At 65.5% G+C, this 12,774-nt stretch carries 12 protein-coding genes; 3 read left to right on the top strand and 9 right to left on the bottom strand.

Annotated elements, in window-relative coordinates; all coding sequences use genetic code 11:
* Positions 1-49: 49 nt before the first annotated feature.
* The 9 genes from AC1DXS_RS08330 to AC1DXS_RS08370 form a co-directional block, all read right to left on the bottom strand.
* Positions 50-1,111 carry an ABC transporter permease gene (locus AC1DXS_RS08330; RefSeq protein ID WP_477737046.1) on the bottom strand — a complete coding sequence of 354 codons (1,062 nt, stop codon included), beginning with the start codon at positions 1,109-1,111 and terminating at the stop codon, positions 50-52.
* On the bottom strand, positions 1,108-2,721 hold the full coding sequence (locus AC1DXS_RS08335) for an ABC transporter ATP-binding protein (RefSeq protein ID WP_477737047.1): 1,614 nt from the start codon (positions 2,719-2,721) through the stop codon (positions 1,108-1,110). The genes AC1DXS_RS08330 and AC1DXS_RS08335 overlap by 4 nt, the downstream gene beginning before the upstream one ends.
* The gene (locus tag AC1DXS_RS08340; RefSeq protein WP_477737048.1) at positions 2,696-3,139 is read right to left on the bottom strand and encodes a VOC family protein; all 444 of its coding nucleotides are present in this window, start codon (positions 3,137-3,139) and stop codon (positions 2,696-2,698) included. The genes AC1DXS_RS08335 and AC1DXS_RS08340 overlap by 26 nt, the downstream gene beginning before the upstream one ends.
* A gap of 1 nt (position 3,140) precedes the next feature.
* Positions 3,141-4,103: a 5'-methylthioadenosine/S-adenosylhomocysteine nucleosidase gene (locus tag AC1DXS_RS08345; protein WP_477737049.1), complete on the bottom strand. Its 963-nt coding sequence runs from the start codon at positions 4,101-4,103 to the stop codon at positions 3,141-3,143.
* Positions 4,104-4,125: 22 nt separating this feature from the next.
* On the bottom strand, positions 4,126-5,130 hold the full coding sequence (locus AC1DXS_RS08350; protein ID WP_477737050.1) for a BMP family protein: 1,005 nt from the start codon (positions 5,128-5,130) through the stop codon (positions 4,126-4,128).
* A 150-nt stretch (positions 5,131-5,280) separates the two neighbouring features.
* Positions 5,281-5,922 (bottom strand): uracil phosphoribosyltransferase, encoded by a 642-nt coding sequence (gene upp / locus AC1DXS_RS08355; protein WP_477737051.1) that lies wholly within the window; start codon positions 5,920-5,922, stop codon positions 5,281-5,283.
* A gap of 72 nt (positions 5,923-5,994) precedes the next feature.
* Complete coding sequence (locus AC1DXS_RS08360; protein WP_477737052.1) at positions 5,995-7,287, bottom strand: URC4/urg3 family protein; 1,293 nt, start codon at positions 7,285-7,287, stop codon at positions 5,995-5,997.
* On the bottom strand, positions 7,280-8,587 hold the full coding sequence (locus AC1DXS_RS08365; protein WP_477737053.1) for a GTP cyclohydrolase II: 1,308 nt from the start codon (positions 8,585-8,587) through the stop codon (positions 7,280-7,282). The genes AC1DXS_RS08360 and AC1DXS_RS08365 overlap by 8 nt, the downstream gene beginning before the upstream one ends.
* A 257-nt stretch (positions 8,588-8,844) precedes the next feature.
* The gene (locus AC1DXS_RS08370; protein WP_477737054.1) at positions 8,845-10,371 is read right to left on the bottom strand and encodes a helicase HerA-like C-terminal domain-containing protein; all 1,527 of its coding nucleotides are present in this window, start codon (positions 10,369-10,371) and stop codon (positions 8,845-8,847) included.
* Between the two features lie 78 nt (positions 10,372-10,449).
* Between AC1DXS_RS08370 and AC1DXS_RS08375 the strand changes: the two genes are divergently transcribed.
* The 3 genes from AC1DXS_RS08375 to purD are packed head-to-tail and all read left to right on the top strand — an operon-like array spanning position 10,450 to position 12,769.
* Positions 10,450-11,175 (top strand): YebC/PmpR family DNA-binding transcriptional regulator, encoded by a 726-nt coding sequence (locus AC1DXS_RS08375; protein ID WP_477737055.1) that lies wholly within the window; start codon positions 10,450-10,452, stop codon positions 11,173-11,175.
* A gap of 17 nt (positions 11,176-11,192) precedes the next feature.
* Positions 11,193-11,471, top strand: coding sequence for a hypothetical protein (locus AC1DXS_RS08380; protein WP_477737056.1), 279 nt, complete (start codon positions 11,193-11,195; stop codon positions 11,469-11,471).
* Positions 11,468-12,769, top strand: a complete 1,302-nt coding sequence (gene purD, locus AC1DXS_RS08385) for a phosphoribosylamine--glycine ligase (protein ID WP_477737057.1) — start codon at positions 11,468-11,470, stop codon at positions 12,767-12,769. The genes AC1DXS_RS08380 and purD overlap by 4 nt, the downstream gene beginning before the upstream one ends.
* Positions 12,770-12,774 lie beyond the last annotated feature (5 nt).

Genomic DNA, 12,774 nt, shown 5'->3' on the forward strand with positions numbered 1-12,774 from the left:
TCCCTGCCTTCCCCCAGCGGGGGAAGGAGCAAATACGGGGGCAACTTCTTCATTTGATCCGCACCCTGTACTGCGTCATCAAGGTCGCCACCAGCACCGAAATCAGCGAAGCCGCAACGATCACGTCCGCGATATAGGTGGGCACGCCGACCGCGCGGCTCATGGTGTCGGCGCCTACCAGCACGCCGGCCACAAACACGGCGGCGGCGACAACGCCCAGGGGGTTGAGCGCGGCCAGCATGGCGATGACGATGCCGGTGTAGCCATAGCCGGGCGACATGTCCAGGGTGACATAGCTGGTGCGGCCTGCCACCTCGATGGCGCCGGCCAGGCCCGCGAGCGCGCCCGACAGCAGGGCCACCAGCACCACGGTGCGCGTGACGGGCACGCCGGCAAAGGCGGCGGCCCGGGTGTTGGCGCCCATGGCGCGTATGTCAAAACCCAGAACGGTGTATTTGAGCAGGGCCCACAGCGCCACGGCCAGGCCGCAGGCCCAGAAGAGGCCGGTGTGTATGCGCGTCTGCTCAATCAGCTTGGACAGCTCCAGCTCGCCCATCAGCGCCACGCTTTGCGGCCAGCCCATGGCCGTCGGGTCCTTCATGGGGCCGTCCAGCATGGCCGAGACAAACAGCAGCATCACAAAATTGAGCAGCAGGGTGGTGACCACCTCGTCAACGCCCAGCCGCGCCTTGAGCAGCGCGGGCCCCAGCAGCAGCAAGGCACCGGCCAGCGCGGCGGCCAGCATCATGAGGCCGAACAGCAGCCACACCGGCAGCTCAAAGCCGGTCCCGCCATGCAGGCCGCCCACGGCCACGGCGGCCAGCGCGCCGGCATAAAGCTGGCCCTCGGCGCCTATGTTGAAGAGCCGCGCCTTGAAGGCCACGGTGGCGGCCAGGCCGGTCAGGATCAGAGGGATGGCCCGGGTCAGGGTTTCGCTGAGCGCAAAGACCGACCCAAAGCCGCCCTTGAACAGCAGGCTGTAGGTCTGCCCCAGCGGCGCGCCGGCCCACAGCACCAGCAGCGCGCTGACCAGCAGGGTAAAGGCGATCGCGGCGATGGGGGCCAGCAGCAGGGCGAGCTTGGAGGTCTCGGTGCGTTTTTCCAGCCTCATGGCGAATTTCCTCCCACCGTTCGCCCTGAGCCTGTCGAAGGGCCGGCTTGAGCCGAAGCGGCGCCCGCCATCGCCAGCCCAATCGCCTCACGCGTCCAGGCCTCACCCGGCAAGGCCTCGGTGAGCCGGCCCGCATGCATGACCGCCACACGGTCGCCCAGCGCGATGACCTCGTCCAGGTCGTCGGAAATCACGAGCACGGCCGCGCCGGCATCGCGCGCGGCGATCAACTGCTGCTGCACATAAGCGACCGCGCCTATGTCCAGGCCCCAGGTCGGCTGGTGGGCAATGATGAGTTGGGGTGGCTGCGCTGCGCCTTCGCTGGAAGGGGCGACCAGGGCCCGGCCCAGGATCAGCTTTTGCATATTGCCGCCCGACAGCGACCTGGCTGCCGTCTGCGGCCCGCCGCCGCGCACGTCAAACTCGCGCACAATGCGCGCCGCATGCGCTTGCGCGGCCTGGCGTTTGACCCACAGCGCCTTGGAAAACGCCGGGCTGCGCAGGCGCTCGGACACGGCGTTTTCCCAGACGCAGAGGTCGCCGACCACACCCACGCCATGCCGGTCTTCGGGGATGCGCGCCACGCCTTGCGAAACCAGCCAGGCGGGTGAAGCCTTCATGGGCTGGCCCTGCAGGCTGACCGTGCCCTGGCTGGCCTGGCGCATGCCGCACAGCAGTTCGGCCAGCGCGAGCTGGCCGTTGCCCGAGACACCGGCAATCGCGACGATTTCGCCGGCCTTGAGTTGCAGCGAAACGCCGTCCAGCCGGTCGCGTCCGGCGTCGGCCGTGCTGACCGCGTCCAGCGTGCAGACCGCCGCGCCCGTGGCCGGCGCGGGCCGGCGCTGGGCGGCCGCGACGGCATGGCCCACCATCCATTGCGCAAGCTGCGCCTGGCTGGTGCCGGCGGCCGGCGCTTGCGCGACCAGCTTGCCGGCGCGCAGCACGGCTACGCGCTGCGAGACGCGCAGCACCTCGGCCAGCTTGTGGCTGATAAAAATGATGGATAGGCCCTGGGCCACCATCTGGCTCAGGGTGTCGAACAGCGCCTCGCTTTCCTGCGGCGTCAGCACGGCCGTGGGCTCGTCAAGGATCAGGATGCGCGCGCCGCGGTACAGCGCCTTGAGGATTTCCACGCGCTGGCGTTCGCCGACCGAGAGACTGCCGACCTTGGCCTCGGGCGCGACCGGCAGGCCGAAGCGCTGCGCCACCGCCAGCAACCTGGCGCGCGCGGCGCCGCGGCGCGAGAACAGCTGCCACAGCGGCTCGCTGCCCATCATCACGTTGTCGAGCACGCTGAGGTTGTCGGCCAGCGTGAAGTGCTGGTGCACCATGCCGATGCCGGCCTCGAGCGCCGCGCGTGGGTTGCCGGGCGGCAGCGGTTTGCCGAAGATTTCTATGCTGCCTTCGTCGGCCGTGTAGTGGCCGAACAGGATGGACACCAGCGTGGACTTGCCCGCGCCGTTCTCGCCCAGCAGCGCGAGGATTTCACCGGCTTGCAAGTCCAGCGAAATTGCGTCATTGGCGAGTAGCGGGCCGAAGCGTTTGGTGATGTTGGCAAGGCGCAGCACCGGCGGCTGTGTGTTCTCAGCCGAGGGATGTCCAGTGATCATGCCGGTCACGCCGCTCCTGGCGGTAGTTGGTGATTTCCAGACGAAGGCCATCGGGGTCGCTGAAGAAGGTCGCCCAGTAGTCCGGTGCGTATTCGTCGTGCTGGTGCGGCTCGCTGGCGTTGATGCCTGAGGCCTGTAACAGCCGCGCACATTCGACCACATCTTCGATGGTGCCCACGCGCAGGCAAAAGTGGTGAAGGCCGGGCGAGTAGGGGTCGTGCGCGGCTTGGGAGCGGGCCGGCCGCAGGACATAACCGAAGTAGCGGTTGAAATACTGGATGTGCGGGTCCCCGCCAATCGTGAAAGTGTTTTTGCGGCAGCTGAGCACCGTCAGCATGAGTTTGTCGTAGAACGCTTCCGACGCTGCCATGTCGCTCACGGCAATGTAGATGTGGTCTATCCCGGCGAGTTCGGGCATGCTATTTCCAAGCCGCGAGAAATGCCAGCAAAACCTTGGCGGAATTGTCCGCCGCGATATTCATAAAGGTCACCATCTCATTCGCGCCCTCGCCGCCGCCGGCCAGGTCGCTGAGGGAGCGGAAGGCGATATAGGGCACGTTGTTGCTGTAGGCCACCATGCCGACGGCGGCGGTTTCCATGTCCAGCACATTGGCCCCAAAGGTCTTGAAAGCGTATTCGCGGAAGGCGGCGTTGTCGACAAAGGCTTGGCCGGAGACACCATTGCCGCCGACCAGCAGCTGTGGCTTGTGCGTGAGGCAGACGCCGGCATTGCAGGATTCCAGCGCGATGGGCCCCAGGCTGCGCGCCGTTTCCAGCATCCTGGCATCGACCTCAAACCAGAACTTGCGCACCGGCGCCGGGCTGGCGGCCGTGCGGGTTTCGACGGGGCGGGGGTGCAGCATGCCGAAGGGCGCCAGGGTCTGGGCCTCCATGCGCGGCGGGATGGTGTAGCGGCCGGGCGCTGTTTCGCGGGCCATCAGCACTTCGAGGTACTGGCCCCACTGGGTCGGCACGCTGACATCGCCTATGTGCAGGCTGGGGTCTACGCCGCCGGCGATGCCGCTGAAGATGATGCTCTGGATATTGAAACGGTCCAGCACCAGTTGGGTGTTCATGGACGCGTTGACCATGCTGATGCCCGAGAGAAACAGCACGACCGGCTTGCCCTGCAGCGTGCCGGTGCTGAATTCAACGCCGTTGATGCGGTGCCGCGCCGGGGTTTGCAGCTGCCGCAGCAGCAAGGTGAGTTCAGGCTCGAAGGCCGAGATCACCGCGATGCGCGGGGTCTCATCGAGCCGCACCGGCGTGCCGGTGGCCGGCGCGGTGGCGCAGCCGGCCAGGCTGAGCGCCAGCAGCCCGGCGGCGGCAAAAGCCGCCAGCCGGGAGGAGAGCACGCGCCGCAAGCCAGAAAGGAAATGCATACGGCGGCTCCGGGCTCAGGGTTTATTTGGCGGTGGACTTGGGCTGGCTGTCGTCGACCTTGACGGTGTATTTGCCGCCGAGGATGTCTTTTTCCTTGGCCTTGACCTTGGCAACGATGTCGGCGGGGACCTTCTTCTCGAAAGTGCCCAGCGGCGCGAGTTCAGAGCCCTTGTGCTTCATCATGGAGTAAGGGCCGTAGTCCTCGGCCGTGAACTTGCCTTCCTTGACGAGCTTGATGGCGCGGTCAATGCTGGGCTCCATGTTCCACAGCGCCGAGGCGACCACGGTGTCGGGGTATTTGTCCTGGGTGTTGATGACATTGCCGATGGCCAGCTTGCCTTTTTCCTTGGCCGCGTCGCTGACACCAAAGCGCTCGGCGTACATCACGTCGGCGCCCTTGTCGATCATGGCGAAGGCGGCTTCCTTGGCCTTGGGCGGGTCAAACCAGCTGTTGATAAAACTCACGCTGAACTCGACCTTGGGATTGGTTTCCTTCGCGCCGGCCATAAAGGCGTTCATCAGGCGGTTGACCTCGGGAATCGGGAAGCCGCCCACCATGCCTATCTTGTTGGTCTTGGTCACGCCGCCGGCAATCATGCCCGTCAGGTAGGCCGGCTCCTGGATGTAGTTGTCGAACACCGAGAAGTTGGGCGCCTGCGGCTTGCCCGACGAGCCCATCAGGAAAGAGACCTTGGGGAAGTCCTTGGCAACCTTGCGCGCGGCGGCCTCGACGGCAAAGGCCTCGCCGACGATCAGCGTGTTGCCGGCCGTGGCGTATTCGCGCATCACGCGCTCGTAGTCGGCGTTGGAGACGTTCTCGGTGGCCTTGTATTCAATCTCGCCGCGCGCCTCGGCGGCTTTGAGCGCCTTGTGCAGGCGGCTGACCCATTGCTGTTCAAACGGCACGGTGTAGAGCGCGGCAACCTTGGTCTTGGCCTGGGCGAATGCCAGGCCGGGCAGGGCGATGGCGGCCGCGGTGGCGAGCAGGACGAGTTGGCGGCGCTTGAAACGGGCAGCTTGAAACATGGGACTCTCCGGGTTGGTGGGTTCAGAAAAAACAGCGGCAAGAAATCAAAAGATCGTCGGTTCCTGCTTTTTCAAGCAGGGGCCGCAGGCGCCGTCCCCTGCAAGGGGAGAAGGCGCTACACGCAGTGAGCGTCCGACAGGGGTGTTCATTTACTTGGTACCAAAGATTCTGTCGCCTGCGTCGCCCAAACCGGGAAGGATGTAGCCATGGCTGTTGAGCTCGCGGTCAATGGCGGCGGTATAGATGGGCACGTCGGGGTGCGCGGTCTGCAGCGCCTTGATGCCCTCGGGGCAGGTCAGCAGGCAGACAAACTTGATGGATTTGGGATTGAGTTCCTTGAGCCGTTCGACGGCCGCAATGGCCGAGTTGCCGGTGGCCAGCATGGGGTCGACGACGACGATGTCGCGCTCCTCCATGTCATGCGGCATCTTGAAGTAGTACTCGACGGCTGTCAGCGTCTTGGGGTCGCGGTACAGGCCGACGTGGCCCACGCGCGCGCCGGGCACCACGCTGAGCATGCCTTCGAGGATGCCGTTGCCGGCGCGCAGGATGGAGACAAACACCAGCTTCTTGCCGTCTATGACCCGGGAGGTAGTTTTTTCGAGCGGGGTCTCGATCTCGATCTCCTGCATGGGCATGTCGCGTGTGACCTCATAGGCCATCAGCATGCTGAGCTCGTTGAGCAGGGTGCGGAAGGTATTGGTGGAGGCGTCCTTGCGGCGCATCAGGGTGAGCTTGTGCTGCACCAGGGGGTGGTCCACCAGGTGGACTTTGTCGCTGCGATTGGTCATGTGCGTGTGTGCCTCTTTGATCTCGTCTTTGTTGATCTTGTCTCGCGGGTCCCGGCAGGTTCTCGAAAAAAATCAGAAAACCGTGCCGTCGCTTTCGATGTTCAGGGGCGGCAATCCTTGATGCAATTGCTGTGCCAGTGCGCGCCCTGCGGCCCAGGTGCCGCCCTCCAGCACGCGGGCCAGTGGCATCTGTTCGGCGGTCAATCCTAACTGCTCGCGCACCAGCGGTGCGAGCTCGTCGAGCAGGGCCACGGTCAGCGCGCGCCATTCCACGATGAGTTCGTCACCAGCCTGGTGCAGGCGCTGGGCCTGTGCCGGGTCCTTGAACAGCAGCACCCCGGCGTCCAGGAACAGGCCACCGTTGCGGTACTCGGGCAGGCCGGTCAGCGCGTCCAGGCCGTTGACCTGCACGCCGGCCCATTCAAAAGGCTCGAGCAGCGAATAGGTGAGCCACTGCGAGAGCTTGTGGAAAGGCATCCAGCCCTGGCTGGGCCCGGGTTCGCCTTCGCCAGCCGCGGGGTGCCGCCAGCAGTCGCCCAGCGCAATGCTCCCGAGCAGATTCTGCGCAGGCCAGATGGAGGACAGGCCGGTCAGCAGGATGGACAGCAGCTCATGCGCCTCGACGGTGTTTTTGCCCGGCAGCACCAGCACTTCAAACAAGTGACCCGGCCGGCCGCGTGGGCCGAAAAGCGCGGGCTGGTCCTGCAGGGCCTGGCCCAGGCGGCGCAGCAGCGCGGCGCGGCCTTCCAGGCCTACCAGCGGGTTTCCATCATTGACCTGGAAGGCGGTGGCGAGCTGTTCGGCGGTAACCGCCTTGAGGCCCGCGGCATCGGCCTGCAGCGGGTACTGCGGATCGCTGGAAAACATGCCGGACATGAAGGCATGAAAGCTGGCAACACCCAGGCCTTCGGAGCGGCTGTACTCGCAACCGGGCCGGTCGCCCTGGGGGGCTTCGAGGTAGCGCCACTGCGAGCCGGCGCCGGCATCCAGCAGTACGCTGACCAGGGCCAGGTCGATCTGCGCGCGGGCGCGCCCGGCGGCAGTGGCCGACGCCAAGGCTTCATTGAGCAAGGCCGGGCGGTCGATGCCGCCGGCCTCGAAATGCCGCCAGCGCGAGTGGTAGGGAATCTCCAGGGTTGGGTAGCGGGCACGCGTGATTTCGGCCACCAGGGCGGCGGCGGTAGCCATGGCTCCATCGTTGACGCTGAACCAGGCCGATTCGCCGCGGCGCGCGCGTTCGAGCAGGGCGCGTGCGCGCGTGCGTATGGTCGCGGTGGAGCGCAGTTCGGCGGCCGCGCCTATGCCGCGCAGGTTGCCGGCAATGGTGAAGGCCGGATTGACGGGAGGGATAGTGCTTTCAGGCATCCAGCCCCCGGCCCTTGGCTTTTTTGAGTTCCTCGGCATCGGGCACGGCGCCGGGCGTGAAATAGCCGGCGGCCATCTTGGCGTCCATCTCGACCTGGGCGTCGGCGGGGATCATGTGGTCCGGGATGTTGACGCGCTCCACGACTTCGATGCCGGCGCGCGTGATGGCGTCGTATTTCATGTTGCTCATGGAGACCAGCCGGTGGATTTTGCGTATGCCCAGCCAGCTCAGCACGTCGGGCATCAACTCCTGAAAGCGCATGTCCTGCACGCCGGCCACACATTCGGTGCGGGCGAAGTACTGGTCGGCGGTGTCGCCGCCGACCTGGCGCTTGCGGGCGTTGTAGACCAGGAACTTGGTGACTTCGCCCAGCGCCCGGCCTTCCTTGCGGAAATAGGACACCAGGCCCACGCCGCCGCGCTGCGCACCCTGTATGCATTCCTCGATGGCATGCGTGAGGTAGGGGCGGCAGGTGCAGATGTCGGAGCCGAAAACGTCCGAGCCGTTGCACTCGTCGTGCACGCGGGCGGTGAGTTCGATCTCGGGGTTGGCCAGGTCGCGCGGCTTGCCGAAGATATAGGCGGTGAGGCCGCCAATGGGAGGCAGGAACACCTCCAGGTCGCTGCGCGTGACGAGTTCGGGGTACATGCCGCCGGTTTCCTCGAACAGCACGCGGCGCAGATCGGTTTCGCTGCAGCCGAAGCGTCGGGCGACTTCGGGCAGGTACCAGACCGGCTCGACCGCGACCTTGGTGACCACGGCCGCGCCGCCGGCCGTGAGGTATTTGCCGTCGGCCTTCAGGCGGCCGGACTGCAGGGCTTCTATCACCTCTGGCAGGATCACGTGGGCTTGCGTCACCGCGATGGTGGGGCGTATGTCGTAGCCCGCGGCCAGCTCGGCTGAAAAGACGTCGGCCACCGTGGCGCCCCAGGGGTCCATGGCGGCGATGCGGCCGGGTTCGCTCCACTGCGGGTAGGGCCCGATGATGTCGGTGGGTGAGGTGTTGGTGAGGTCGGCCTTGTGTTTGGCCGACAGCGCGCCCGAGGCGACGGCGAGCGCGCGGTAAACGCTGTAGGAGCCGCTGTGCGTGCCGATGACGTTGCGGTGGCTGCGCTTGGTGGTGGTGCCGACCACCGGTCCGCGCTCGGCCGGTGTGGCCGCGCCCCAGTGGATGGGCAGCGCGCCGAAGCCGCCTGCGTGGGAGGTCAGCCGGATGTGGGAAGCCGGGGTGGGGCTGGAAGCGGTGGGCGGAGAACCGGAAGGCGAGCCGGACGATGGGGCGGCAACTTCAGCAGGCATTGCGTATCCTTCAAAAAAACCAATGTAGCGATGCGTGTCAGGCTTGACAAGCCCGGCTTGCGCCGGGTCGCCAATTTGCGACAGCTGTATTGCTCCTTCTCCCTTTGGGAGAAGGTTGGGATGAGGGCATGGGGCCTGCCGAACCTCGCGGCGTGTTTACAGGCCGTTGGCCCTCACCCCCGCCCTCTCCCAAAGGGAGAGGGAGCAAGAAAGGGAAAGGGAAAGGGAGAAAGAGGGAGGAGGAAAGAGAGTTCGCCTCAGCGTTTCTTGCCGCCGAAGATACTGCCCAGCACGCCGCGGATGATCTCGCGGCCCACGGCCGAGCCCATGGTGCGCACGGCGGACTTGGCCATGCTTTGTGCCAGGCCGTCATGTTTGCCGCCGCGCGGGCCGGTGGTGCCGAAGAGCACGTCGTTGAGCCCGCCCATGATGCCGCCCGAGTCGCTGGTGCCGGCCGCACCGCCCTGGGGCGCCTTGCCCGCTTCGGCGGCGGCCACTTCGGCGCGTCCCTTGATTTTTTCGTAGGCCGATTCGCGGTCAACGGCTTTTTCATAGACACCCGCGACCAGCGAGCCCTGCAGTAGGGCCTGGCGCTGCTGCGGCGTGATGGGGCCGATCTGGCTGCCGGGCGGCAGCACATAAGCGCGTTCAGTGACGCCGGGCCGGCCCTTGGCGTCGAGCAGGCTGACCAGCGCTTCGCCGACGGCCAGCTCGGTGATGGCGGTCTCGATGTCCAGGCCGGGCTTTTGCCGCATGGTCTGCGCGGTGGCCTTGACGGCCTTCTGGTCGCGCGGCGTGAAGGCGCGCAGCGCATGTTGCACGCGGTTGCCCAGCTGGGCCAGCACCGAGTCGGGGATGTCGAGCGGGTTTTGCGTCACAAAATAGACGCCGACACCCTTGGAGCGCACCAGGCGCACCACAAGCTCAATGCGCTCGACCAGCACCTTGGGCGCTTCGTTGAACAGCAAATGCGCCTCGTCGAAGAAGAAAACGAGTTTGGGTTTTTCGGGGTCGCCGATTTCGGGCAACTGCTCGAACAGCTCGGAGAGCATCCACAGCAGGAAGGTGGCGTAGAGGCGCGGCGAGTTCATGAGCTTGTCGGCGGCCAGGATGTTGATGACACCCTTGCCGTCCACTGTCTGCATGAAGTCGCTGATGTTGAGCATGGGCTCGCCGAAGAACTTGTCACCGCCCTGGCTTTCGACCTGCAGCAGGCCGCGCTGGATGGCGCCCACGCTGGCGGCGCTGACGTTGCCGTATTGGGTGGTGAACTCGCTGGCGTTGTCGCCCACGTATTGCAGCATGGCGCGCAGGTCCTTGAGGTCCAGCAGCAGCATGCCGTTGTCGTCGGCGATCTTGAACACCAGGTTGAGCACTCCGGCCTGGGTTTCGTTGAGGTTGAGCATGCGGCCCAGCAACAGGGGGCCCATGTCGGAGACGGTGGCGCGCACCGGGTGGCCCTGTTCGCCGAAAACGTCCCACAGCGTGGCCGGGCAGGCCAGGGATTCGGGGATGTCTATGCCCCGCTCCTTGAGGATGCCGGCCATCTTGGCGCCTATGCTGCCGGCCTGGCTGATGCCGGTCAGGTCGCCCTTGACGTCGGCCATGAAGACCGGCACGCCGATTTTGGAGAAATTCTCGGCCAGGGTCTGCAGCGTGACGGTCTTGCCGGTGCCGGTGGCGCCGGTGATCAGGCCGTGGCGATTCGCCAGGCCGGGCAGCAGCTCGCACTGGGTGTCGGCATTGCGGGCGATGAGCAGGGGGAGGGCGGTGGTTTCGGCCATGGGGGTGTACGGTGGGTGAAAAAGTAAAATGCGGTTTGTAGATTAAATCAATTAATCGCTGAATAAAGGGTTTCTGTCGTGGCTGGTCATAGTAAATGGGCGAATATTCAACACCGCAAGGGCCGGCAGGACGAAAAGCGCCAACGCATCTGGACGCGCGTGATGCGCGAAATCATGGTGGCGGCCCGCATGGGAGGCGGCGACCTGGGCACCAACCCGCGGCTGCGCCTGGCGGTGGACAAGGCCAAAGCGGCCAACATGCCCAATGAAAACGTCAAATACGGCATCGCCAAGGCCACCGGCAGCCTGGAAGGCGTGCAGTATGAAGAGGTGCGTTACGAAGGCTACGGCATAGGCGGCGCGGCCATCATCGTCGACTGCATGACCGACAACAAGGTGCGCACCGTGGCCGAAGTGCGCCACGCATTCTCCAAGCACGGCGGCAACATGGGCACCGAGGGCTCGGTGGCCTTCCAGTTCAAGCACTGCGGCCAGCTGATTTTTGCGCCCGGTGCCAGTGAGGACAAGATCATGGAAGTGGCGCTGGAAACCGGCGCCGACGACGTGATCACGCATGAGGACGGCGCCATCGAGGTGCTGACGCCCTATACCGGTTTTGAGGCCGTTCGCAACGCGCTGGAGGCCGCCGGCCTCAAGCCCGAAGTGGCCGAAGTCACCATGCGCGCCGACAACACCATAGAGCTTGCCGGCGAGGATGCCCGCAAGATGCAAAAACTGCTGGACGTGTTGGAAGACCTGGACGACACCCAGGACGTGTTCCACAACGCGGCCCTCGAAAACTGATTGCCAGGAGTGCGATGATGGACGATTCCGAACGGCTGGCCCGCATCGAAACCCTGCTGCAAGAAGGCAACCGCCTGCGCAGCGAGGCGATCGCGCTGCAGAAGGAGTCGCTGGCCATGCAGCAGTCGCTGGTCGACGAAACCCGCGCCAACATCGTGAAAGCCGGCAAAGTCAACGACCAGGCGCTGGACATCCAGCGGCGCGCCAGGGTGGCCGCCAAGGTCATTTTCGGCATCGTATTTATTCTTGTTGTGTACCTCAGCTATTTGCTGTTTTTTAGATTGAACCCCCCGTGAAAGTTCTTGTTATTGGCGGCGGCGGCCGTGAGCACGCGCTGGCCTGGAAACTGGCGCAGTCCCCGAAAGTCCAGGCGGTGTATGTCGCGCCCGGCAATGGCGGCACCGCGCTCGATTCGCGGCTGGAAAACATCGCAATCACCGACGTGAAGGCGCTGCGCGAATGGGCCGCGGCCGAAAAAATCGCGCTGACCGTGGTCGGCCCCGAGCAACCGCTGGCGGCCGGCGTGGTGGATGAATTCCGCGCGCACGGCCTGCGGGTCTTCGGTCCGACCAAGGCCGCCGCGCAGCTCGAAAGCTCGAAAGCCTTTTCCAAGGCCTTCATGAAGCGCCACGGCATTCCCACGGCCGAATATGAAACCTTTACCGATGCGGCCGCGGCGCACGCCTATGTGGATGAAAAAGGCGCGCCCATCGTCGTCAAGGCCGACGGCCTGGCGGCCGGCAAGGGCGTGGTGGTGGCGATGACGCTGCACGAGGCGCATGAAGCCATCGAGTTCATGCTGGCGCCGAACCCGGACTTCAACCCACTGGGCGTCACGCACAACGAAGGCGGCGCGCGCGTCGTCATCGAGGAATTCCTGCAGGGCGAGGAAGCCAGCTTCATCGTGATGTGCGACGGCAAGAACGTGGCGGCCATGGCCACCAGCCAGGACCACAAGCGCCTGCTGGACGGCGACGAAGGCCCCAATACCGGCGGCATGGGTGCGTACTCGCCGGCGCCGGTGGTCACGCCCGAGGTGCACGCCCGCGCCATGCGCGAGATCATCCTGCCGACCATCAAGGGCATGGAAAAAGACGGCATTCCTTTCACCGGCTTTCTGTATGCCGGCCTGATGATCGACGCCGAAGGCAAGCCCAAGACCCTGGAATTCAACTGCCGCATGGGCGACCCGGAAACGCAGCCCATCATGATGCGGCTCAAGACCGACCTCTTCGACGTGATGATGGCGGCGACCTCAGGCGCGCTGGACCAGATCGAGCTCGACTGGGACCGGCGCCCGGCGCTGGGCGTGGTGATGGCTGCGCATGGCTATCCGCTGAACCCGCGTAAGGGCGACGCGATCGAAGGCCTGGTCAAACCGGGCGACGCGCCCGAGGATGCCATGGTGTTCCACGCCGGCACGCGCAAGGACGGCGACAAGACGCTGACCGCGGGCGGCCGCGTGCTCTGCGTGACGGCCCTTGGCAGCACGGTAAAGGCCGCGCAGCAGCGCGCGTATGAAGTCGCGCAGGGCCTGCGCTTTGACGGCGCGCAGTACCGCAAGGACATTGGCTGGCGCGCGCTGAAATCCTGACCGAG

This window comes from Polaromonas sp. P3_B1 (genome assembly GCF_056402935.1).